The sequence below is a fragment of the Paenibacillus sp. EB106-05-06-XG162 genome (assembly GCF_058791655.1).
Genome location: NZ_JBYTDT010000013.1, coordinates 50,280 through 75,527, shown reverse-complemented (window position 1 = coordinate 75,527; position 25,248 = coordinate 50,280). Strand labels below are relative to the sequence as shown.

At 40.0% G+C, this 25,248-nt stretch carries 22 protein-coding genes; 1 reads left to right on the top strand and 21 read right to left on the bottom strand.

Features of this window, described 5'->3' with window-relative positions; genetic code table 11:
- Positions 1-26: 26 nt before the first annotated feature.
- The 16 genes from AC3WU2_RS22865 to AC3WU2_RS22790 form a co-directional block, all read right to left on the bottom strand.
- A complete protein-coding gene (locus tag AC3WU2_RS22865) occupies positions 27-635 on the bottom strand; it encodes a hypothetical protein (RefSeq protein WP_492457304.1) in 609 nt (202 codons plus the stop codon).
- Positions 636-828: 193 nt separating this feature from the next.
- Positions 829-1,134, bottom strand: a complete 306-nt coding sequence (locus AC3WU2_RS22860; protein ID WP_492457303.1) for a hypothetical protein — start codon at positions 1,132-1,134, stop codon at positions 829-831.
- Positions 1,127-1,987, bottom strand: a complete 861-nt coding sequence (locus AC3WU2_RS22855; RefSeq protein ID WP_492457302.1) for a ThiF family adenylyltransferase — start codon at positions 1,985-1,987, stop codon at positions 1,127-1,129. The genes AC3WU2_RS22860 and AC3WU2_RS22855 overlap by 8 nt, the downstream gene beginning before the upstream one ends.
- A 57-nt stretch (positions 1,988-2,044) precedes the next feature.
- Positions 2,045-3,088: a hypothetical protein gene (locus AC3WU2_RS22850; protein WP_492457301.1), complete on the bottom strand. Its 1,044-nt coding sequence runs from the start codon at positions 3,086-3,088 to the stop codon at positions 2,045-2,047.
- Positions 3,089-3,291: 203 nt separating this feature from the next.
- Complete coding sequence (locus AC3WU2_RS22845) at positions 3,292-4,425, bottom strand: hypothetical protein (protein ID WP_492457300.1); 1,134 nt, start codon at positions 4,423-4,425, stop codon at positions 3,292-3,294.
- Positions 4,409-4,828, bottom strand: a complete 420-nt coding sequence (locus AC3WU2_RS22840) for a hypothetical protein (RefSeq protein ID WP_492457299.1) — start codon at positions 4,826-4,828, stop codon at positions 4,409-4,411. Before AC3WU2_RS22840 ends, AC3WU2_RS22845 begins: the two co-directional genes overlap by 17 nt.
- Positions 4,828-5,148, bottom strand: coding sequence for a hypothetical protein (locus tag AC3WU2_RS22835; RefSeq protein WP_492457298.1), 321 nt, complete (start codon positions 5,146-5,148; stop codon positions 4,828-4,830). Before AC3WU2_RS22835 ends, AC3WU2_RS22840 begins: the two co-directional genes overlap by 1 nt.
- 89 nt (positions 5,149-5,237) lie before the next feature.
- A complete protein-coding gene (locus AC3WU2_RS22830; protein WP_492457297.1) occupies positions 5,238-5,546 on the bottom strand; it encodes a helix-turn-helix domain-containing protein in 309 nt (102 codons plus the stop codon).
- Positions 5,539-6,051 (bottom strand): hypothetical protein, encoded by a 513-nt coding sequence (locus AC3WU2_RS22825; protein ID WP_492457296.1) that lies wholly within the window; start codon positions 6,049-6,051, stop codon positions 5,539-5,541. The genes AC3WU2_RS22830 and AC3WU2_RS22825 overlap by 8 nt, the downstream gene beginning before the upstream one ends.
- A gap of 252 nt (positions 6,052-6,303) precedes the next feature.
- On the bottom strand, positions 6,304-7,125 hold the full coding sequence (locus tag AC3WU2_RS22820) for a hypothetical protein (protein WP_492457295.1): 822 nt from the start codon (positions 7,123-7,125) through the stop codon (positions 6,304-6,306).
- Between the two features lie 32 nt (positions 7,126-7,157).
- The gene (locus tag AC3WU2_RS22815) at positions 7,158-7,409 is read right to left on the bottom strand and encodes a hypothetical protein (protein WP_492457294.1); all 252 of its coding nucleotides are present in this window, start codon (positions 7,407-7,409) and stop codon (positions 7,158-7,160) included.
- Positions 7,410-7,490: 81 nt separating this feature from the next.
- Entirely contained in the window at positions 7,491-7,700 is a 210-nt protein-coding gene (locus AC3WU2_RS22810) for a hypothetical protein (protein ID WP_492457293.1), read from the bottom strand.
- Between the two features lie 38 nt (positions 7,701-7,738).
- Complete coding sequence (locus AC3WU2_RS22805) at positions 7,739-10,894, bottom strand: helicase-related protein (protein WP_492457292.1); 3,156 nt, start codon at positions 10,892-10,894, stop codon at positions 7,739-7,741.
- Between the two features lie 56 nt (positions 10,895-10,950).
- Entirely contained in the window at positions 10,951-11,976 is a 1,026-nt protein-coding gene (locus AC3WU2_RS22800) for a DUF6094 domain-containing protein (protein ID WP_492457291.1), read from the bottom strand.
- Positions 11,964-12,143: a hypothetical protein gene (locus AC3WU2_RS22795; RefSeq protein WP_492457290.1), complete on the bottom strand. Its 180-nt coding sequence runs from the start codon at positions 12,141-12,143 to the stop codon at positions 11,964-11,966. Before AC3WU2_RS22795 ends, AC3WU2_RS22800 begins: the two co-directional genes overlap by 13 nt.
- A 389-nt stretch (positions 12,144-12,532) precedes the next feature.
- Entirely contained in the window at positions 12,533-12,697 is a 165-nt protein-coding gene (locus tag AC3WU2_RS22790) for a hypothetical protein (protein ID WP_492457289.1), read from the bottom strand.
- Between the two features lie 584 nt (positions 12,698-13,281).
- On the opposite strand from AC3WU2_RS22790, the gene AC3WU2_RS22785 reads away from it, so the two are divergent.
- Entirely contained in the window at positions 13,282-13,473 is a 192-nt protein-coding gene (locus tag AC3WU2_RS22785) for a hypothetical protein (protein WP_492457288.1), read from the top strand.
- A gap of 158 nt (positions 13,474-13,631) precedes the next feature.
- Here AC3WU2_RS22785 and AC3WU2_RS22780 read toward each other — a convergent pair whose 3' ends face one another.
- The 5 genes from AC3WU2_RS22780 to AC3WU2_RS22760 form a co-directional block, all read right to left on the bottom strand.
- A complete protein-coding gene (locus tag AC3WU2_RS22780) occupies positions 13,632-14,600 on the bottom strand; it encodes a hypothetical protein (protein WP_492457287.1) in 969 nt (322 codons plus the stop codon).
- A gap of 591 nt (positions 14,601-15,191) precedes the next feature.
- The gene (locus AC3WU2_RS22775) at positions 15,192-19,640 is read right to left on the bottom strand and encodes a fibronectin type III domain-containing protein (protein ID WP_492457286.1); all 4,449 of its coding nucleotides are present in this window, start codon (positions 19,638-19,640) and stop codon (positions 15,192-15,194) included.
- Positions 19,641-19,834: 194 nt separating this feature from the next.
- Entirely contained in the window at positions 19,835-20,584 is a 750-nt protein-coding gene (locus tag AC3WU2_RS22770; RefSeq protein ID WP_492457285.1) for a hypothetical protein, read from the bottom strand.
- A 276-nt stretch (positions 20,585-20,860) separates the two neighbouring features.
- Positions 20,861-21,463 (bottom strand): GGDEF domain-containing protein, encoded by a 603-nt coding sequence (locus tag AC3WU2_RS22765; protein ID WP_492457284.1) that lies wholly within the window; start codon positions 21,461-21,463, stop codon positions 20,861-20,863.
- Between the two features lie 512 nt (positions 21,464-21,975).
- On the bottom strand, positions 21,976-25,239 hold the full coding sequence (locus AC3WU2_RS22760; protein ID WP_492457283.1) for a DUF5704 domain-containing protein: 3,264 nt from the start codon (positions 25,237-25,239) through the stop codon (positions 21,976-21,978).
- Between the last annotated feature and the right edge of the window lie 9 nt (positions 25,240-25,248).

Below are 25,248 nucleotides of genomic sequence, written 5' to 3'. Positions count from 1 at the left end.
CCTATCCCCTTTCCAGAAATATCGATTCAAAGAGCTTGTGGTACTACCGCTTCCCAAACTCGTAATAACTTAATTGTCGAATCAGATGAAATATTAATTTGGCACAAAACCCTTTGCCCTTCTTGCATTTCAACGAATTTTTCATGCCCTACAGTCCGCGTTAACCCTTCGCCAGACAGTGATACTAAAGAATCATCATACTTTTTGATGATCTCTGCATCCCAGAAATGAAAACCAGGGACTTTTTGCTTAGATATAGTTGGTGTCTCAATATCCATATCTACGTCCATTTGTGTTGCATTCTGTTCCTCGTTTATAAATCTCATATTTTTCGCGCGTAGCTTGGACAAGAAAGAAATGGTTCGAGAATCAATAGGGACATCTTTCAAAGGTTCACTGGTAATAGAAATAGCATTACTTCTTTGCTTCAGATCTTTCATTTCTGTCATAAGATCTCTGTTAACCTGTTTCAAAGCAATCATTGATTCTTCCATGCACCTTATCTCATCTTCGAGATTGTTCACGCGGATCGTGTGACCAATCAACAACCCATCCGAATGTGACCTGTTACTTCTTTCTCTGCAATATAAGAGTCCTAAAACAATTGATAAACATCCTAACAATACTGAAATCATTTTTATTCTCCTCCTTGGATGATTTGGACACGCAAAAAAACCCTATCAGGAAGAGAATATCTGTATAGAAACAGAGATTTCTCAACCCAATAGGGTTTAAGTCTTGACCAATAAGCTCACATTCGATTAATTTCGACAGAGCAAGATAATAATTTACATAGTGTATTATAACAAATTATTTCGGTTCCATCAATTAAAATAATGTGAATTCTGCTACTTGTTTTCGACTCCCTAAGAAAGAAGCGAATGAAACACCTGATTTTAATAAACCGCGAACTGCTTGGAAATAGCGTGGATCGGACGACGGATTTTTCAATGATAATGTTTCTTGGAGCTGTGCAATAAGTTGCTCGTCATGGGGCAACATTATTTCACTTCGAGGTACAGTCATCAGCTTTCCGTTTATCCTTATAATAGCTGTTTGCCCAAAACGGTTTTTTTCAAGCCTTACAACCTCTACCTTCATACCTGTTTTTAGCCATGTAGCCATATCATTCATGTGAACCATCCTCTCCGAGTGCATAATTGAATCGAGCTAGCTGCTCTTTTGAAATAAATTCAGGCTTACTCCCGCAAACCCTAGCATCAAAGTTAACTACATGAAATGGAATTGACCCATTGTACAGAATATTATTGATAGCATTATTAGCAATTTGAGCAGCAAACTTATTTGTTGCCACTCGTTGAGGGTTCGATTGAATAACGACTCCACAACCAGGCATAGGAATTCCATCCTCTTCGAACACATTTGGAAACACAGTTCCTACCGGATCAAGAACAGTAAAATTGTTCACTTTCAAACCAATTACACATTGTCCGCCAAAACCAGACGATTCGGCATTCCCATCAGCACTTACACCTTCAACACCAAGATCCATGTAAATAAGATCTTTAAACGTATCCTCAACAAATAATTCATGTAGGATCCTTCTCGTTTTATTATTGTCTAACATTCCAATGATAATTGGCACAAACAAGACGGACTCTTTATTATAGTCGTTTGGAATAATAATTAAGTCTTTAAGCTGAACTGCATCTTTAATATAATCTGGGTACGAATACGTTGTTACACCGTAATGCTCCCCATAACGTTCAGCTAAAGAATGAACTTTCTTCGTTCGAACATAAACATCCTCTTCATCATATAGTTGATTCGATAAATTTTTCTTCTCAACCGTGTCTCCATCAATTAACATAATATGTTGAAAAAAGAACCTCGAATCATGTGTTCCATTCCTATAAGTTGCGAGATCTTGGCATAGGCTGCGATAAAAATGACTTCCATTCGCTCCAGCTCCGATTATGCAGAACTGCAAGTACAGCTTTTTACCTGTTTCTGATAACTTAATCATTGAATACCTCTCCTTTGTTAAAAAAGGAAGTTGCCGTATTGACAACTTCCTTTCCTCTTATTTGTAATCTATGCGTCTAAGCCACTCAAAATCGAAGCTTACCTTCTCATATCCAGCTAATGCTGAAGGACTATCCGAAAACAAGTCACTGAACTTCACCGGATATCGTTTACCATTAAATCCAGCCCGCAGACGAATCTCAGGAACTGGATAATGAAAACAACCGGCTACTCCATAGAATCGCAGTGCTTGATCATTCTCATCGTCCACTGGAGAAAAGTATGCATCCATTTGATGATGCGAATGGATGACAAATACAATTTCTTTCCCATCTAACTCTCCAGGCTCAACAATCGATATTACCTCATCCCATTTCACTTGTTGCCTAGGGATAAAACATTCATAGTTATCCGTACTCTTGTCCCATACAATATAAGCTAATACTTCCAGCTTTCCTCTAGAATAAATTCTAAAGAAATTCAGTATCTGTTTTAAAAGCTCAATCGGTATTGGTTTCAATAGAAACTGTATTCCTTCTTGTAAAGGTTTAAGTTCTTTCAGCTCCTCGACCGGTGTTGTTACTTGTAAGAAACTATTCTTCCGAATCTCCATCAATTGGCCTGTCCTAGAAGCAACAACTTGAAAAGGTTTAACAGACTGGTCAATTTCATCAATATCCCAATGAAAAGAACGGAAAGGTGATTGTACCCCCATCCCCATTTTCTCCATTACACTATTGACGTATAGACGTTTCAGGTCCATATCTGCTTCCCATCGTGTACGTGATTCTGTAAACTCATAGTATTCACGGGCCAACACTTCACGTAGCTGCTCTAATGTAACCTTCCCACTTTCAGGAACCTCATCTATCAGATCCGAGACCAAAAATAACCTTGTCGAATAGCTAATTGTAAAATCTAAATCAACTTCGGTTGTCTTAGGGTCTAACTTTGTTTTTGATGGAATTGAAACCGGCTTATTTACTTTGACTTTCTCTTCAGCTTTCGAAGTTGAGATGGTCTTTTTATCATTTTTGCCTGACCTTATAACAACCTCTGCATCACTAAATAATCCCATTTGCTCAAAAAGTTCCATACTCATATCATCATTCCTCCAATAGTATATTTGATATTACTTCAGCGTAATTTTCCCAATGACCGTCCGCTCTTTAAGAGCTTTCATCGCTTCGTATTGGCGTTTAACCTTCATTATCTGTACTTTAGTCATAATCATTTGCCCATATCAGATAAAGGGAAAGCCCTTTAGATCTGATAAGAGGGCTCCCTCCCTTTAGCTAATTTAGTTTATGATGTAAGCCATTCTTCCAAAGTTAATCCAGTATCTTCTAACATATCATCATCAAATTCTTTTCCAGAGAACATCGTAAGGACACCGCGAAGATCAATCCCGGTATAATCCGAGTCATACAAATGAAAATTTTTCGGCGCCCCTAAGAACTGATAAGGCATCGATTCCATTTGCCGGATGTTATCGTACTTTTCGTGTCCCAATGCCGGCCAACATATTTTCCCGTCTTTATATACATTTGAGAAAGGAAAGTGGTACGTCTTCGAAGTTCCCTTGACAAAAGTATCCTTGATTGCCCATACCTTTGCCGATACTCGCCCTTTATCATTTAAATCAAAAACAAATATGAGCTTCGGGTGACCTACTTGCTCAAACACAAGCGGCTTCACGTCTTCAAAAGGTATATCATACATACCCTTTTCGACTTCGATCGCTACACGTTTTGATTTGCCTTTCTCTTGGTAATAAATACAATTCCTTGGCAGTATTGGCGACGTTATCGGGTAGTCTTCCAAGACAGGCGCAGCCACTTGAACTAATGTGCTTCTCCTTATCCCCATACTTAGAATTCGAAATGTCTCATCGATTTCATCTTGTTGATTTTTGTGAAGAGCATTCTCCAACAATGCAGTTAACAGCTTCGGATAATGTCCTTTATCTTCTGCATATATATTGATTTTTTCAATCAATACAATAAGCATCTCTTCAAGCTCCATTTTATGTTCCGTTTTCGTCCAGGAATTCACACTTGATTGTACGCCTCTCACAATTTCTAACGATTCAGCGTAGGACAATGATGTAAGATCAAATGAACTGGCGACTGATCGGAACAACTTTAATCCAAGGTTTTGTTGTCCATATTCTTCAGCTATTTTTTTCAACATACAGTCAAAGAAATCTTCAGTATCGAAATCTACATAATTCGCATGAGTCATTAATCTCTCCAGCAGTTCTTCTGGCTCCAGATCAATTAGTAGTCTATCAATAAGAAGATGATCATCTAGAATTTTCACCAATGACAAAGCTAAATCTGTCATACTGATATAACTCTGCTTAATGACAACATCCCCCTGTATGGTCTGTAAGGATGCTAATTCCTTTTCATTCATGATTTCAATTCGTAGCTTCATCGTTTTGTTTCTCCTTCCAATCATCTAGCTGTAATTTCAACTCAATTAGATCTTCGATAATTTCAGATATAGCAAAACCACATCCCACATCATCTATGCAAAATGTGATTTTTTGCTCCTCATACGATATTTCAAGTGTATTTTCGAAGAATGGAGAACATCCAATCTCTGAAAAATCAAACTCATCAGTACCCAGGTCAAATGGGACTACCAATTGATTATCAACATGCTCTACCTTTACCTCGAATATCAATTCAAAAATATCCGTTGGCCCGGAGTGTTGAATGATGAGGTCTTTGGGTACTTCGTACCCTAACTCATGTAACTTCGCCAATGCAGCAAAAATATCGGATAGTTCGACATATTGCATTAAAGTATCGACCGTCAAGAATACATGACGCATTAAATGAACCTCCTTTTTTTAGAGGACTTTACCTCTCTCATTGTGACTAACAGTGCATATGCTCTGTTATATTCAACGATGACATTACCTTCATTGATGTCATCATTTTCCTCATATTCATCAGATTGATAATGATAGACTTCCTCACGAAATTGCTCTGCAAGATCTGCGGAGAACTTAGTAAAATCTAGATCGCCAAACCTAACCAAACCTGAATAAAAAAGTTGATTGGTTAAATAGAGAAAACCATTCTTCTTTCTTGCCTGAGCAATATCAACCGCTCTTCTGGATAACTCTGAACAAATCTGATGAAACTCCATCGAATTCCCTCCTACATGCAAAAAGACCCCTGATTCAACATCCTGAGATGTGAATTGGAGTCTTCCTTAAGTTTCATTTAACTGCAAACTCATGCGCGTGCAGCTGCTTCTTCATCAAAAAAATGTGCTTCAAGACTTGCTAATTGAAGGACTTGAAATACCCGGTTCAATACATCCTGGCGGATATTCCCTGTAGCACTTTCGATCTGTGATATACGTGCTTGGGTCGTATGCGCTCGATCAGCTAACTCTGCTTGAGTTAAGTTCATTTGCATTCGACGTGCAACCACAATATTCCCAATGACTACTGAAAAGCTATCGAGGTATTCTCTGACTTCAGGAATACCTCGTGCCTCTTCCATTAATTCATTAAAATCTTGTCCTAATTTTTTAGTCATGTTCTTCAACTCCCGATAAATTAATGTACTTCTCAGGGGAAGCTAAAAAATCTAAGTAGATTGCTTCTGTCTCTTTAACAATGTCTTCAAAACCCAAGTCATAAGTACTCTCCTTAACGATCGCCCGAGTAAAGCATAGGATTTGAAAACCATTGTGCTCAAATTCGAAAAAGACGGCTCTAAAAGCACCAGAACCTTCCCAATTAACACGAAATTCAAGCAAGGGAACGTGATTCTTGAGCTCCTTAACGAGCTTAATCGTATAAGGGCGACCATCTTCTCGATTCGTTTGAAAATACTGCTTAAAGGCATGCTGTAAGCCGTATCTTTTTAAAAAATCCATACCTCTGATAATGAACTTGTACATCTGTAGCTTATCAGTTTGTTGTCTTCCTGCTTCCGCGATTTGACGAACTAAATCAAGGACCTGCTGTCTGCCTGTTTCCGGATCTTTGATAAACTCAATTTCCGTCTTCATTATACCGTATACGATATAAAAATGCAATTCATATCGTTTCCTCCCGCTTCTCAAATTTTTACTTCATACATTTCTAAATCTCCTAAAACGCAAAAAAGCCCTATTGGGAGAATGTCCTTCTGCTAAAATAGAGATTCTTAGCATAGTTCGATTCAACCCAATAGGGCTTATACTTGACGACTGGCTCAAAAGTTGAGCATAAGGAAATAATTCATTTCATTATAGCAATTTTCAACTTCGAAGTCGAGCGTTTTAGTTTGGTCATTCAATTGAATCAGCTTATTTACCACGAACAAGTCTTCGTTTTTGATCAATCCATTTTCCTCGCGTTTGTAAATAGGCTAAATATATCACGGATAGGGTTCCAAAGAATGAAAACGTACGCAATGTCTTCCGCAAATATAGTTTTTCATTGTACCATGGGAACTTAGTATCAATTTGGGCTGGTCCAATAATATCCCCTCTAATCACCACTGCTCCATCAATAGGCCGGATTTGAATCATGTCCTGACTAAATCGATTTATTGGAATAATCACCTTGTATAATCGAGGTGTCGACTCAGTAGCATGAGAATACCAAAATGAATCAAACCCTGGCTCCTTACTTCCCGGACTGTCTGAGATATGGAACCATACAAATCCAGCCTCTCGATCTTCTAATTTCATGGAATAATTTGATCGAGCACTCCCATTTGAAATTAAATGCACCTCACCTGTTTTCTCATACTTCTCTATATCTTCCTCGGACAATTGGTCGGTATAGTGAATAAGATTTCTACCCATATAAAGTTGATACTCTGACTCTCTCAAAGAACGTACAAGATATTTTTTTCGTTCTAACATACTAACAACGAACCCTACTAATATTAATAGAGGTAACCAACCTAAAGATCGAATCCATATTTCAACTTTGATATTCAAAAATTTATCATAAAGTGTAAGCAAAGTAGCTAGTCCATTTGTAGTTAGAAAACTTAAAATAATTAGAATACAATAATAGACAATGCAGACTAACCCAGATATTATAGTTCTTGAATACCCGTACCCTCCACGTATCCTCTTTTTTTTACTCCAGTTGATTGACTTCCCTTCTTTTTTCAAAATTCTTACCATCCTCTCATGAATTATTTTTTTCAGTTCTCTTCAATCTTCTCTAAGCGATTAAATTCTCTGATTACTCTGTGTGAGATAAGTGGCACAGTGATGGAGTAATATTTATTCTTGTCATTGCTTCGAATCGCTTCAATAAGTTCTATAATTTCTGATTGATCCAGGTCAGCTATAATATCAAGAAAATGTGATCGGAGCCTTTCGAATTGTTCCGATTCAGTTCTATTGATACTCCTAACTTCAGCTGCCTTCACAAAGTCAATGATATCTGCCATAAAAACTCCTCCGGTCCTAGTAATGAAAGACAGAAAGCCAGCCGATATGTCTATCAGCTGGCTTTCACGTTTTAGTGAGTACTATTTGACCTCAATGATCTCATCCAAAAATTCTGTAATTGGTAGCGCGATCGTCTCTGCCTCTTCAATCCAATAAACAAATACCCTATCAAGGGATGATCTGTATCGCATACACGCTTCATCCACTTCCACTTCCCCATAATTCTTTGTTAAGATCTTCTTATTGAGGTAGACAGTATAATCGAAGGATAGCTGTTTTTCCTTTTCCAAAATCCTCATCCCCATTTCTAATTTATGTAATTTAATCATCATCCAAAATTCCAACAAAGCTGATCTTCATGAATACGTTTTGATCGTTTTTTCTTAGTATTTTTGATTTCACTGATCGATACAATTTCAAACAGCTCATCCATACTAAGTTGTTCAGAATTCCGATCCTTCTCCTCACGTTGTCTTTTGATGGTGATATTCGGAAATATTTGTTCCATCTTTTCTTCCGTAAATAAGGAGTTAAACACTTCATCCTCGCTCATTTCATTCACAATAATCGCATCTTCAACAATAACTTCAGTCTCTTGCTGTTTTTGATAATCCGCAGGATCCACTCCACACAATCTAAAAGTCTCCTGCACAAGAGCCTGCATTCTTTGTTTTAATACGGCTTTGAATTCGGACTCTTCAACCATTTCAACACCTTCAAGTTCCTTATCCGCTAAAACCTTCCAAGTATCAGCGACGTCGCTGGTTGCAAAGCAGCTGGCCAAATCACTCGCCAGCGCGGATTGTGAATCCCGTGAGAATTGCGCTAATTCACTCTTATCCAAACGCCCTTCTACCATCAACGAATGGCCACGGGCATGCATGATATGAAGGAATTGTTTCATTTGCTGAGTACCGTTGTATACAGGATAGTAAACACGACATTCCCGCTCCTGCCCAATTCTCCACGCACGTCTGGAGCTTTGACGTATAGTAGCGATCTCATAGCTTAATTGATAGAAAATGATTGTCGGCCAGTACATCATGTCTAGACCGACTTCTACCAGCTTCATATTCGTTATGATGACAGGAATCTTTTGTTCTTCCAGCTCATTCAATCTCACTTGGCGTAATTCGGTATTAGGCTCATCTAGAATCTCGCACCTTATCCCTACTTTCGCCAATACATTCTGAATATGTTCATTCATTTCGTAGGTCCCAGTGAAATTATTGAATATCGTCACACGTCTTCCCTCGGATAGTTCTTGTTGAACGGTCTCAATTAACCATCTTTCTTTGGCATGGTTCCCTATACTAAGAGCCGGCGCGTGTATCAGCTCTTCCCCGATGTGGATATTCGCATCTAGTTCTGGGCGATCTGCGTACATCAGGGTTGCTGGATTAAACCGTGACCAGACCCCTGAAGCACCGGCATGCGATGCAATAGAACATGCATCATATAACCGGGTATGGAAAGAACTATACTGCTGAAAATGCTCCGGATCCATGTCTATGAAAGTAGGGTATTCTTTTAACGGAATGATCGGCAAGCCTAAGTCCGGCAGTTCCATAAAGACGCTTTTGTGAAGCAAGAATTGAGATGTGAGTTGTGGTGCAATCCCCGATGATTCTCTAATCTGCTCACCTTTACGCTTTCGACTCGTTACTACACCTTCTTCTCCGCTGCCTCCAACTTTCACAGTCTTCTCTAGCTTCCCGTACCTCATCGCCCATTCAGTTGTTCCGGTATCATTACTAATACCCGCTTCAAGCAATGATCGAGCATCAGTACGCCATAGAATCTCCTTGATTGACGTTGATTTGCCGTTGGTTAATGTACCCGTAAGCATTAATACGCGCTTTGCTGAAGCAACAAGTTTAGCAAAGGCATCTCCGCGACCGGATCCATCTGATTTTGTCTGGTGCACCTCATCCTGAACTAACAAATCGAAATACTTATTCAATTTCTTGAAAAGGTTCGCTATATAGATCCTCGGCTTCTGTCTACACTCACCACGATTTTTCACCGCTGGACGCCATAAAACACTTTCACAACGTCTTACCGGTGAATCTATCTCCTCCTCGTTTCCTTCCCGTATTAAATGGGCATTGCACTTCAAAATTCGGTTAATTCTTTTATATTTAACCCCATTCGGTACGCCATTTTTACGCAATTCATTGTTCATACGTGCAAGGAATAACACATCCTCAGTTGGAGCAAAGCCCTCTGCAGCTGCTTCCCAGTCAGCAGATACCAGATCGCCTGCTTCATTTTTCATAAGGAGTGGCTCTCCGCAATCCGGACAGTGCCAAGCATTGGCCACCTTACCCTTTTCTCTTTTCCAAATGCCTGAGAATATTTTTTCATTTTCCAGCTTCGCTCGATCTAAACCAATGAGTGTAAACTCCACTTCACCCGCTTTTGGACGATGACCATTCTTTATCTTTTGATAAAATTGCAGTGCATCTGTCGTGTTGCGAATGATTTCAACCTTTGCATAAGGTAAAGTCTGTTTGATCTCCTTCTCTTTCCATTTAGCTAGCGTAATTCCTGGCGCAGACAATAAGACACTTAAACCGTGCTTCTTAGCGACACGCTTACGTTGTTCGTTCATGACATGTGCCACTCCACAAGAAATAATCGATTTCCCACATCCCATATCTGCTGCACAAAACACCTTTTCTTCATCAAGCGTATTCACAATCGCTTGAATCGTATGTGCTTGCATCGGAAAAGGAATACGTCCCATACTCGCAATCGAAGGGTCAACACCGCGATCAAATGCATGACGAGGATCCATTTCTTCAAGTTTTTTCGCTAAGAATTCCGCGTTTTTTACCATGTACTCTTTCAAGTCCATATTCGGATCGAAAACACCCTGTATATCGCTTTCTGGTATTGTAAGCTGCTTCGTAATCAATGCTTCTTGAATGAGTTGTAACGCTTGTTCTTCGCTGCATTCTAGCGCTTTGAAATCAATGCTTTCCCACATAGTAAAGCTAGGGTTCCGGATGATCTCCAAGCTCCGTAAATGTTTCTCAAAGATCCGCGGATACTCGCTTTTCCATTCCCTAGGGAAACCAAAACGTTTAATCAAGTGCTCTGAAAGTACTTCCTCTATATTTCCATCAGGGGCACACAAATACGCGAGGTTTTCGTCTTTATCAACCAGGCCCTCCAATGATAATTTGCTGTTGTATACCATCCCATGAGCTACATCCCCCATCCCGATCGGGCGTTGAATCCGTTTAAAGCCATCGTATTGTCGCTCATAGCTATCCCGGCCAATATAGACTGTTCTTCCCTCTATAATGCCGGCACTCATCGCGTTGACAGCTTCAGGTATACCAACATAGGATGCATAAACTATGCTGCGATTTCGCTTTTCCTGTCCATCGTAAACCAAACAGTGTAGCGGCAGCGTGAAATGGCGATCAGAATCAGTCATCTTAATATAATTCATGTTGTCCTCAATAGTTTGCATTATCAATTCCTCCTAATAATTAAAAAAGAAGCGGGATACCCGCTTCTTCCTACGTTCTATTGCAAATCAAAAACGCCGTTTTCATTAAAGACACGAACGATTGACTTATAATAGTATGATGTCGTGATTCCTGTTTGCAGGCCCTCTTCATTGAATACAGGTGTTTCTTCTACGAGCTTCTTCGTTATCCCACTAACTATATGACCAAGGTTTCCACCTACGGCTCCTGCAGCTATTGCAACCCCCATATGTGTTGGCTTTAGAGGTAACATAGGACGTTTCATTACCAATTCATTACCGGCGTTACCTATTCGCTTCTCAAATTCAATGAATGCACTACTTGTCTGAAGATCTGCTTGCAACTCATTCATATTTAACTTTCCAGCACGATAATATGGCTCTTCGGACTCAACGACAGGAACCAGAACATCTTCCTCAATCTCTTCTAGAGTCGGAAGCATATCCTTATCCCCATCTCCAACAGCACGCAACATCGCATAATCTTCTTTACTTTTTCCGCCCTTACCAAATTTACAAATGACAAGAACTTGTTTGAATACGTCGTAGTTCCGATCTGTAAATCGGTAAATTCGAAAATCCCTGAACCGTCCACTCAAGACACCGGCACATGCTTTGACTACATACTGCGGGATACAAAACAAAAGCAGGCCGTCTTTTTGTAAGACGCCTGCCTTGACCGAAGATAATCTCCGTAAGAAGGTTAGCTCCGTGCGTTCTGAAAATCCATCTGCATAGGGTGGATTCAGCCAGTGTAATGCAAACACCGGCTGCGTCCGCAATTGCTCCATCCCATCTTGTATCACATAATCTAAGCTCTTTGCTGCCTCGATGTAACGTGTTTCTTCTAATTCTACCCCGTAAGTCTTCACCATAGCACCTTGACCCATGATCGCATTAGCAATCTGTTGCAGTGCTTCTCCTTTACCGCAGCACGGATCGATTATCCTTATGAGCGTGGAGGTATCGTTTGGATCTATACGGAGTTTTTGGCATAGAAGTGATAATTCTTCCGGCGGAGTCGCATAGTACCCAGCTTTAGATTCCGATGCTATTCTTGCCATCTTACCATCACTCCTCCTTCTTGAATCCATTCATTTCCCAAGTCATCCAGGTAAACGACGAATTTCTCTGTTTTAGGGAACCAGTTCCATTTAATAAACAAGAAAACCATTGTTAAAAATGATGAGATCCCTACAAAATGAATCATTCCATCCAATACTGTCATCATGATAAATTCCTCCATTAATTAGATTGTAGTTCTTCAGAAAATAAAAAAGGACCGAAAGAGCTGCTTGCTAGCAAGACTCTTTTCGGTCCAATTTGATCGATAACGACACCTCATAAATGTAGCTTACAACTTTCTTGATAACAAAAAAGACCAAGCCAAAAGACATAGAGTCCTTCAACTTGGTCGTTATCGCAAAATTTGCTCTTCCTACATACATACGTATGACGTGGTTATCTAAATGTTCAATAGAACAAAATACTTGACCACGGGCTCAAGAAGTTGAGCATAAAAAATAATAACACCAATAGTATATCAGAAATAATAATATTGTGCTATCCCCATGATCAGTTTCCATCCAATTTCAATTCATCATTTGAGACACGAGTCTGCTATAAATCATTAATAGCATCTTGAATTCTTGCCATTCGTACTCTGTCCCCTTCAGCTTTAGCCTTTTCATAAGCTGTGTTTAATCTTATCAAATCTTCCTCATATTCTTTCTGTAGTAGCTCTTCTCTTATTTGAGACCAATCAATTTCTTTCAAGATATACATGCATAACCCTCCTAAGTTTCGATAACTAGATCTCCTTTTTTTCCAGAGCGGCTGAACTTTCACGCACATATTGTGCTGCCACTCCTTTAGCCGTAGCGAAAGGTGATATCAGTGAATCAATTGTCTTCCCAGCTGCATCGACCCGGTACCGTGCAGGTAAACTTAACGCTAGTAACCCGTACTCCCTGTACGAACAACCTCAGCTGTTACATGAGTCTTCGTATCCCAAACCAACCATACACCCTCATGCATTTTCTTTGTCTTAATCATTTACAACAACCTCCACCAATTTAGTCTTCATACATGTGTAGAAACAAAAAAAGACCAAGCCAAAAGACATAAAGTCCTTCAACTTGGTCATTATTGCAAAACTATCTTCCTTTATACGCGTGACGTGGTTAACTACTTGTTCAAATAGAACAAAATAACTTGACCACGGGCTCAAATAATTGAGCATAAAAAAGAATAACAATCTAAATATATCAGATTTTTTTGAAAAGTACTATCCCTTATAAATTTTGAATATCTTATAAAAAAATTAGAAATGATAGTTCTATATGTGAAGATAAAGGAAGGTTACATTAATGGGGAAATATATTGTTGTATCTTGCTGCGATGAGCATGGTTGTACAAATGCGGAAATGACAAAAGTATTAGATGCTTTGTCAAAAGATTCAGCTGATGCAGCTGCAGACACTCTAAACTTGACTGCTACTAAAATATGTCCAAAGTGTGGATCGACGATGGGTTACTTCGCAGTAGACATGGATAAATAAGAAAACCTCCTATTCAGAAGAATAGGAGGTTTCTTTATTCGGCCCACTCACGGGCATAACTGCAAAAATCAACGGCCCACTCACGGGCAATGTTTCATATTACATATTCAATATAGCACAGGTGTTGTTTATAGTCAAACAAAAGATCTTTTGTTTTCTTACTTTTCTCCTGAAATTGTTTCCGCAGGAATATCAGCAAGTATCGCCGCTTGAATAGCAGAATATGCATCTTTGCGAACAGCATCCCTAGTTTTTTTCACATCTCCTGTTTTGGGATCAATCACCGCTTTCGCCTCAGACCACCGTTTTAACAGATTCACTCTATTTATTCCTTGCTGATATGGCTTCCGGAAAATCTTATACTCCTGTTCATCGCCGTAAATTTTGTAGGTCAGTAACTCCTTATCACTATTTATCAGAATGTAAGGCAAATTTAAGTGTCCATATTGTATATCAGGAAATTCCAACTCAGGCAACGTATCAGGATAGTTGTTTAGAATATGAATTTCAAAAAGTGTTTGTTCAAGTAACCCAAATATTCTGAAGCCATCCTTAATTCTCTCCTGCTGCGGTGTAGATAACTTAAGGAAATCAAGCTTCTTTTTCTTCGAATTATAATGTCTATACTTTATTATTCTCTTGCGGCTTATCGTTGTCATTTGATTCATTAGAGCAACAGTTTCTTCTTTCTGGAAACCAACTCGGCCAATATTAAATTGTGTCCCTGATTCCACTGTAGATTCCGCCTTAAAACTCGTAGTAGGAATGATAGTAACATGATCCCTTTTACGTTGAGTATCCCAAACAATTGCGTAATGAAGGTCATCCCACTCGGAACCTAATCCTGCAAAGTTCACTAGAATCAATTGAAATGTATCCAGCGGCGGTGAATAGACACCTTTGTCAACTCTCGAGTGTGTTTTTGCTGAGTCTACATAACGGTCGATTCGCTTCAATGTGTCCTCTTTCGTGTAGGCGGGAGTATTTGGATCATCCGTTATTGAATCTATTTTAGCGGTCATTCTATGTAATTCGGGATCCTTCATAACACTTGTAAATATATTTAAATATTTTTCTCGTTCATTAACCGGTTTCTTAAGTAACTCTAGTAAGAAATCATCTAGCAAAACTGTATCCCCTTTCAGCTCTCACAATATTTCCTAATTATAGCATAGAACTCGAGAGTTTCTGTGACGATCCACATCCAGAATATTATTTATAAACATGCGTGCTGCAGCGGCAATCAAACGGTCCGCACCGGGCTGTATTCTGCAGATCATCAACGGGCACGCAACAAAGATCGGCGCGTTGCTGGGCCCTACCTACCACCGGACTCCGCTCAGTCGGCGCCAGGACGCACCCTGCAGAACATCCATAAGGGCAATCGGAGTCCTGCTTACCGCCGTTCACTACGGCCACCGGTTGGTCAGCACCGGACGTATCCTGTAGAACCACAACGGAGTTGCAACAGAATTTTTTCCACTCTTGCTTTTCCAAATAAATCTCGCGCATGCATCCTGCAGAACAGAACTTCTCCGAACGCGTGTTGAAGATCGGTTTTCGCACTGCATCCGAACAAGATCGCAACTGATCAACTCTGCAGCACTATCCGGCGAGTTCCAGGCTGTAGGAGCTTTCTGCTGCACTGAGGGAAAAAAGGCAGAAAAAGTCAAAAAACGAGCCAATAAAGGCCCGTTTTTCGTTTAAAACAGTTTTCATTATTTAATCATTTGATAAATCATAACAGCAGCCTCTGCACGAGTTCCAGCTTTCTTAGGCTGGAACTTGCCAGATGCATCGCCTTTAATAATTCCCATATCAAGCACAAGCTTAGTTTCTGCTTTTGCCCATTCAGCTACATCTTTACCGTCTACGAGATTAGAAAGGTCCACGCTACCTAATTTCTTACTTTTGAACTCTACTGCAATTCGCGCTAAGATTGTCGCCATCTCTTGTTTAGTCACTATAGAGTTAGGATCAAACTTCCCTTGTCCAATCCCTTTTACCAGCTTATATTCTGTACCAACGCGCACAATATCTTTGTACCAAGCATTGTCCGCGATATCCGAATAATTTGCTTGGCCACCCTCTACTTTAAGATCCAACATTCTTACTACCATAGCTGTAAACTCAGCACGAGAAATTTTTCTGTTGGGCTCAAATTTACCATTGTAACCGGTAACGATCCCCTTACCTAACAAGTAGTCGATTGCTTCTTTTGCCCAATGACCCTCTGTATCATCAACAGCATTTTCGGCACCGTTGTTACTGCCGTTGTTACCGCCGTTGTCGCCATCGGTGCTGCCGCCGTTGTTACCACCGTTGCTGCCGCCGTTGTTGCCACCGTTGCTGCCGCCGTTGTTACCACCGTTGCTACCACCGTTGTTACCACCGGTGTTACCGCCGTTGTCGCCACCGTTGCTGCCGCCGTTGTTGCCGCCGTTGTTGCCGCCGTTGTTGCCGCCGTTGTTGCCGCCGTTGTTGCCGCCGTTGTTACCACCGTTACCTGGGTTCGTAGGATCTACTGGTTTCGGAACAGTTACACCAGAACCGTCTGAAGGAGTAGTTACATCTACTTTACCCCCACCGACTACTTCTTCTGTTCCGTCAGCTTTAAGTTTAACAGCTGTTACATTATAGTGATAATCCTTAGAAGGATCTACCCCTTCTTCCATAAACGTCAATTTACCGTTCTTCGGTGTAACGTTACCTAGGTCTTTGAACTCACCAGTAGCTGTATTGAAATAAGTCCAATGGAAAGTACCATCACCATTATCAGTTAGGGCTTGGCGAGGATTACGTTCAGCATAATACGCTGTTGCTCCCTCAATAAGGGTAATATCAAAAGTTACAGTCCCCATCTTAACGTCTGGAGAAGGTGTAATGACAATGCTTGGGGTCTCTTTCAGAGTGCTGAAAGTCACTGGATCTGAAGTGGTTTCTCCCCACTTATTCGATACTTTAACCTCATAAGTGTAAGTTGTTTGAGACTTAAGTGTGTTGTCACGATAAGCAGTTGCTGGTCCTTCATATACAACATACTTTCCATCACGAATCAACGTGTATACTGTTTGTTTTCCTTGAGCCATCCACTGTGCAGAAGCACCATCATGGTAAACCCGTACTACCTCTAATCCCTCAACCTTAGCTGGAGCATCACCTTCTGTTTCAACAGAAATGATTGCTGCACTGCTGTCACCGAAAGAGTTAGACGCAATAAGACTAATTGTATGCATTTTACCATGCACCAAAGATGTAAGAGTAGTAGTTAAATCAGAAGCAGTACCACTCCAAACTTGAGAGTTGCCAATTTTGATCTTGTAAGTTTCAGCAGAAGAAACTGCATTCCATGCTAATTCTATAGTATCTTTGCCTACAGATACAGCGCGGAAGTCTAATTCAGCTGGTGACGGAAGTACAGGTTTCAAGTCCTCTACAGATGTTGTAGTAGCCTTAATCTCCGCATAACTCGCCAACCAACCGCTCGTACATGCTTCTACCTTAATTGTGTACTCTGTACCAGATTCAAGTCCACTAAAGCTATAAGCAGTTGCTTTAGTTCCATCAACTAGAGAACCATTAAGATAAACGTTATACCCCTCTGCATCAGCGGGAGCATTCCAAGACACATCAATTGCTTTATACGTTACATTAGTTACAGTCAAGCCAGTAACCGGAGATACAACAGGAATATCCGATCTCGCTTGAGTAATAGCAGGAGCACTCAGTACCCCACTCTTCTTAGCATATAGTTTGTAATCGTACAACGTGTCATATGCCAAGCCTGTATCATTGAAATAGTTTGTTGCTACTTCTCCGACTTTTTTCCCGTTACGCTCGATAATGTAAGTGTCGGCGTCTACTGCATCCCACAGTAATTTAATACTTGTTGGTGTTTTTGTAGCAGTAGGAGCATAGAAGTTAGGAGGTGTTTCTACAACTAAGTTCAGTGTAGTTACTTCAGTAGAAGCTGGAGAACTAGGAGTTGACCCGTTCATAGCCAAAACTTCAACAGTGTACTTAGTATTAGGTCCAAGACCTGTCAACTGATAAGTAGGTAATGTTGGAGTTCCAACAATACTACCATTTACTTTAACTTGATAACCAGTTGAGCCAACTACTGCATCCCATGTTAATGTAGCACCTGTTGTTGTTACATTTGTAGCTACCAAATTTGTAGGTGCTGCAAGTTGTGGTGCACCTAATCCTGTGATTTCATATGGGTCTGCTTCTGTCCCTAGACCAGATACTAATACATTAGGTAAGATATAAACAACAGGACGAACTTTTCTAGACACTCTAGTGTCAAAAGTAGAAACATCTTTTTCGTTTCCATTGTATACAAATGCTTCTCCACTTGACATGTTGGCATCTAACAACCAATAAGCGTCTGAAGTTTGATTTAATGCATTAGTTTTTGCATTCTTTAACTGTTCAATACTCAGTAATCCTACATATGCAGGAGTAGTGGTATTCAGTGTTTTCTTATCAAGAGTTGTTGGGATAGTTCTTGCATACACATAATTATAGATTTTATAAATGTTACGTTTTAAATAGCTCTTTTCCTCTGCCGTAAAATATGCATTGTAAAAAGTATTGTTCAGATAATACCCGATATTCTTATCATCAGTAGTACTGAAAAGATTGTTGTATTGTAATGTATGGAAACTTCTCTCAGTTGCTTCTGGTTTATCTAAAATCAACAAGTTATCCTCTAGAACTAGCCAGTACTTTCCACCCAACATTACTTTCTCTCCGGCTTTAACACTCTTATTCCCCAAAGACACTTGAGGAGTATCAAGTCTTACAGTCACAGTTTGATTTTTATAGGGTTGACCGTCCTTGAAGGATTCTACAGAATACACATAATTAGTATCCATAGCTATGTTCTTATCTGCATACATATAATAAAATCTATTAACTAGAGATACATCACGATATTCATAATAAGTATTGTTATTATGTAAAGTTACAAGAACTTTCCCATCTTTCTTTAGTGTATAAGTATCTGCACCAGTCACTGTATGCCATTTTACAGTAGCTCCAGATGATGGAGAGGATAAATCAACAGTCAATCCAAGATCTTTTATAAGAGTAATCCCCTTATTAAATAAAGAATCAACATCTACTGTATAGATAGATTTGTTAGTGCTGTTTTGAAAGAGGTATAGATACTTATTTGTAAGTGTCGGCATGTCTCCACCGACAGTATTAATCCCTAAAGAAATTCTCTTTCCAGTTGCCACTTCTTCTACGAATGGAATAGAGTAAGTAACATAGTATAGGTACTTTCCGTCAGGAGATAAATATGCTTTGTAGTTCTTATTAGCGTAACCAGAAGCGAATGCAGAAATTGCTCCCGTCTCTAGATTAACAGAGAAAACTTTAGATCCAGTGATTTGCGTTTTGCTAACTACTACGCTTAATTTGTCAGCAGTTAAGCCCAAATAGGTATAATCTGTTGTTGCCTTATCACCGAACACAGTAGTGTTAGTTCCAAGAGTTTTTGTTACCCCATCCTTGATGTACAGGAACGAGGACGCCCATCTATCATCTACATAGTCCTTATGCGACAATAGTGTTATTAGACCACCATTCGGCAGTGTTTTAAGGTATTTGATACCCGGAGTTGCTACTGGCGCTTTCAGTACATCAGTAGTAGTAAGAGTAGCTAAATCCAGCTTTTTTATAGTATCATAAGTTGGTTTAGCTATAAATGTTATACTACTGTTGTCATAAGCAAATGTAGGGTACGACGGATCAAAGCCAGTCGGTAAATCAAGTTTAGAATTATTCATTGTATCCAGCACATAAAAATAGTTTGCTCCTGAATCCTTAACCAATAACTTTGTCCCGTCTTGACTCATTGAAGCAATAAAAGTACCGTTTGGAAAATCTATGACCCTACCTGTAGCTCCATTTGTGTAAGCAAACTCCCTCGTTTCAGAAGAAGTTACAGTAGAGTTTCCATCCTGTGATACCATGAAGTCATAACTTAGATTACCGCCCTTGTAAAACTCAGTCTGCATAGATTCTGCGGTCGAACTCGCTGTATTACTTACTGCTGCACTTACTTTAGCACTACCTGCAAAACTTGCAAGCATGCTCCCGAACATCAGCATGAATGTTAGAGTCATGCTCAAACTTTTCTTAAACCTTACCTTCAATTTAATTCCTCCCTTTGCATTTTCCCTAAGCAATCCTTTTTTTGACAAAAAAAAGACGCGAACAAGGCTCTAGAGTAGAGCTGTTCGCGTCTTTCGCTTAGGTTTTATAAAATTATCCTTTATTTTAGCATATTGATTGAATTTAGAAAACACCATTCGTCAAATACAATCAAAATTCGACAATTCCTCGATATTTATGTTATTACTGTTAACTGTTTTTTGCTCGATAACATAGTAGAAAATACGTTATAAGAGCCCGAAGAATCCCATTGCCCAGCAACAATTATTAGGCGCTCTTGGTTTGGATAAATAATGTTCTTTATCTTTTTAAATAACTTTTCATTCTCAAATTTTAAAATGAAAGTATACTCCTCACCATTCGTAGAAGCAACCAAAGTGACTTCCATTTTTTTAGCGTCGTAAAACCGTGGCCGTTTGCATTTTGATTCTATTAGTCTCCATCCGAATACACCCTTAGGGTACATGCAGATACTTCTATTATCTAATAGCATTTTACCAATTGTTATTCCGTTATATGTTTCATAATAGTCATAGGCTTTACACATTGAATATATCTGAAGTATGGTACGAGGTGGTTTCGGCATTCCTTTACCAACCCCATGTTCTTCAGGCACCTCTTTTCTAGATTGTGGGTTTTTAGGCATCGTTAATGCTAATAGTGTATTATGAAATTCAAACTTTTCTTCATCATAGTGATTCGGATTAAAACCGTTTGAAGTACCATAGGAACAGCCTACAATATGTTTATGGGAACGGTGTGCCCCAAAATAAGCTGCTGAAACTCCATCAACATTCCTTAAATACATATGGGCATCACATTTATTATTGGGGCAATAATAACGAGTTCCCTTATCTTGCTCTTGAGCTTTCTTTGCATAAAGCACTTCTTTTCTAGCAGCATCCTTATAAACATACATTGCCATAAGCTATTCTCTCCTCATTAATCAAATACGATCACCGATCGAGCAGAAATGGACTTAAGTGAACCCGGTCCAACTTATTTTTGATTCAGCTTCACAAATTACTTGTTTAAAGCATACACCTATTGAAATAGGTTAGTCCGTCAAATCTCTTTTGGCAAGTTTTATACTAGTTGGAGTACACCAAATAAGACTTATCCGCCCCCAATAGGTACGGATAAGTCTTATTCACGAAAGCCTGCCTCTTCAGACCTTATCTTCTCATTTTTAACAATTGAATCAAACAGAGTTACTAATATATTTTGTCACTCTGTTTTTCCCATTTTTCTTGGAACTGTACATTGCATCGTCCGCTTGTTTAATCAACGTTTCGGCCGTTTGACCCGCTTCCCCGACACTGTAGCCAATACTCGCCGTTACATTAGCTTCGAGCTGAATTCTCTGCCGTATTCGCTCGGCCAATCGGTCAACGTTGACACCTTCCTTTACAACTAGTCCGACTATCTCTTCACCACCATAACGGCCACACACACCAATCCCTGGTGTTTGAATCTCATCTTGAATAATACTCGCGACTTTCTTTAGTACAATATCTCCATATGCATGTCCCTTTGTATCATTTAGGTGCTTGAAATTATCGATATCCAGGAATATTACTTTCGCAGCTATTTCCTTCTGAACCGCAAGCTGTACACACTTATAAAAATGTCCTCGATTATACAATCCCGTCAAAACATCAGTGACGGAAACAATAACTGACTCATCAAGCATAGATACAAAGAATTGAATACTACCAATCGTATAGAATGTTATGCTTATACCAAACAAAATGATATATGCCAAGGCTAGACCTTCGTTCTCAACAACGTCGCCAATAACCATTAGGATATTCCCTAACACGTATGACCAAAGCGATGCTTGGAAACTCCAATGAACTCGTACTTTACGAACGATCAAGCACCAAAAACATGTGGTTAATATAACTATAATTGCCCCTATGATACTCCACGATGGTAATAGTATTGTTCCTACTCCTACTACTATTAGAACTCCATAGAAGGTCATTCTGACCCTTCTCGCCATAGGTCGAATTAATTGAATGTATTCGTTCATCAGACCAAGTAACAACAGATCGGAAAGCAACACACTGTACTCCCAGATAGACTTCGAGGTAATGGCGTTCAAAATAAACAAGCATAAGGCGCATAAAGAGAGGCTCAACATTAATATAGGTGATGAATGCCTTCGTTGCTTTTTACGTAATGCAAGCATAGACCAGGCTAATATAATGAACACTGGGACGGATAGTAACCAATAGTTATTAAACATACTGCTCTCCTTTTGAAAAAGCCCCCAATCAGCTAAATGCTAAATCAGGGGCTAATAGAAATATGTTACATGATACCACTTGATGTAAAGTCATCTAGCATTGATTTATTACCATCATAAAACATAACGTCTCCATCCTTCAGCTGGAACGTAACACCATACGGATCTCTTGCGTTATACCGAAATCCTTCCCGCTTCCACTGATTCGTCAATGGGGCGTAGATGTACTGCAGATGAGGGTTGTTCTGATCTCCATCACGTATTGTCTCAATGTTGAAGTTTACGATTAGGAATCCGTCTTTCAAAAAGAACGGCGCCTTATCATTAAAACTTCCTTGTTGGAAGATATTAAAGCCCTTCGGAACAATATACGACTTCGTGGGTACGCTATACTCCCCATACCATTTTTGTTCAGCTGCATGAGCTCTCGGTACACTTACACCATTAGGTACATTCACTGGACCAAAGAAGGTTCGAATAGGATTTGTTAGTGCAATCCCATTGAATCCACCAATAAAGGTTTTTCTTTGTGCAATTTGCAAATATCGTTTGATATACGTAGCGCGGTCACCGAACGTCCCTTGAGTGAGTCCTAAATCGTAGAGCGTTCCGGCTGTACTCGATATTTCACTCTCTGGTACGTTCCGTAATCGTTCATCAAGTGCCATCTCTAATTTGAACTTATCATCTTTGGATCCCACTTTCACAAAGTACTTATCTTTGGAGTGGTAGTACAAATCGACTTCTTGGCGGTTTCGTCCTTTGGAATCTACGAAAAAGAACGTTGGTGTGATCCGAATCCCATCCATCCTATCGTACATATTCCCTTTTGTCTTTAAATCAAATTTGAACTTATATCCTTGTTTGACTACGACATTCGCATGAGCCTGAAGCGGGTTGCTGCCTTTCAAAATTGGTAGAACAAATGGGGTTGTATTCCCCCGCGCTGCTCCATCGATCCCATTCGGCCCGACCCAGTAATAATTGCCTGTATGCTCTTTGCTGCCCTTCTCTTTTCTGAATACTTTCTCCCACAAGTAATCTTCGACATCCGTGACGCGGAAATCATAAACTCGGCCGATAACCTCAACATCAACCGTGTCCGTTGCTACATGATTAGCAAGATTAAGATTGGCATTCACTTGCGTGCTAAAACCTGATGATGGTGCATTTTCTGCGAAGCTCCGGAAGAGCACCGAATAATCACCTTCATCAACCCACACAGGTAGGAAGAAATCAAACGTTTGAGCTGAAACCGGTATGCTATACCATGTCTTTTTAGGAATGAATGTTCCTGTTGATGTCTTAACGTCAAATGGGAACCATACCTCTTTCTGCTTAATGTATTTCTGATAATCTCGGTTGCCATAGCCAGGCTTGGATGTATGCTGCCCTTTTGTTGGCATCACAATAGTAAACGGACGATCCAGAATCAATGCGGACCGCGCCATATTAGGCTTAGTCTTCTGGTTGTGATCCTTATCGTCGCTTACACCGGAGTAAATGACCGTTGGTGTATGTACCGTTACATCGTTAATGCCGGCGATAGGAGCTGATATTGCGTTTCCGCCTTTAATATTACCGCTCATCAGGTCATAATAGATCGTTCCCGAACTCGGTGCGCTCTGCCGATTTAATTTTGATGAATCGATCAGCTGTGAATCCTTGTTAAGAACATTTTTACCGATCATTGTCGGCATTGGGATACTCCCCGGCGGTGGCCCTTTTTCATCATATTTCCCGCCGTTCATGATGGTTGCCCCATTGAAAATTAAGGTGTCGTTGTTGACTTTCACCTTACCTACAGCTTTCTCTGCTATCGCCTTTAAATCAACCTTCGGTGGATCCGGTCTGGTCGTCCCCCCTGTTTTTGTAATCGGAGCAGGGTTTGGTGGATCAACCTTCGGCTTCTCAATGCCAGCCTTTTGTGAGGCCGAATAGGACGGTGGTGTATATTCGCTAGGATTAATCGTAATTTTCCCGCCCGGTAAAGCATAATTGCTCATTTCGGCTTTATCGAGCTTATTTACCTCTAGGTTGTCAATCACCCAGTAGGAATACTTACGCTCTACCGCGACTGTTTCGGACAATGTAACCGTATCTTCTTTCGGCTCACGGGTTTCCGTTGGCTTTCCTTTATCATCAGTACCCTTTGTTACTTCTGTCCATTTTAGAACAATCTCTTGCTTCACCGGGACTTGAAAAGTACATGTTCCGGACATTTCAACGAATTTGTTCTTGAACAAATAGTTAAGACCAACTGTGTTTCCATACAGGTATTCCGATGTCGGGATACCTTGTACAGCATCGAAGCGATATCCTCCATTACTCCCGTGGTCTGCTAGTATTTCACCAGTAGCCCGTGGATCCTGAGTACCGCCAGTTATAGCTTGACCCGGTGTTGGAAGTGAACACCCACCTGTCGGAGGAGGAGGTCCATCAGGTTCATAGTAGAAGTACACGTAATAGTTCGGGAATGAACCGTCATAGGTAAAACCCGGCGGATCCCCGTTCAAAATACTTCCGCCGGAAGGTGGAGCTGTCGTAGATTTCTTATATCCCTTATACACATAATCCGCATTCCCCGGCGTATGAGTGTAATTGTATGGCTTGTCCTTCAACAGCTTCTCTTCCTTATCTTTAAATGGCCCAGTACCGTCTAAGCTTACACCGTTCGTCGTATAGTGCTTTACCACGGATTTCCCTTCTTCTGGTTCGAGCTCGATGATGATTTTAGTTGGGAAGAAATAGCGCCAAGCTTCGGTTTCTTTTCCTAAAACTTGGCCATTATTTCTTTCTTCCTCAACTCGGTCTATTGGCTTTCTAATAGCATCTAATTTACCATCACTAATATATATTGGAGCTACAATTGAATTTGTTCCTATCCCTGGCACTCCTGATGTAATATATTTAACATTATAATTACTTGATGTCGCGTTTTGATAATATTCCATATCATATGTGCTTCCAGAACGAGACTTTTCAAATATTTCTCTACTATATTGACCATTAAAAATGAATTTCTCCGCTTCTACAGACTTTACTTTCCTGTTTTTATTGAAGGTAAAATCATACTCAAAACCATCGATGTATCGCGTATCTCCTGGCATAATCCCGTCAACCCAGTTTTTACGGTTTGTTTTATCTGGTCGATCGTAGCTCCACACATCGAAATACACCATAGCTACAAAATAAAAAATATTAGGATTGACCGGATCCTGAAAGAGCCGATCAACCCCAAATGCATTTGACTTTGCAGGATAAATTGACAATGACGCAAGCAAAATGACAAGAGAGAGCACTGTTTTAATCCATCTCGCGAATCTCATTGGATTCAC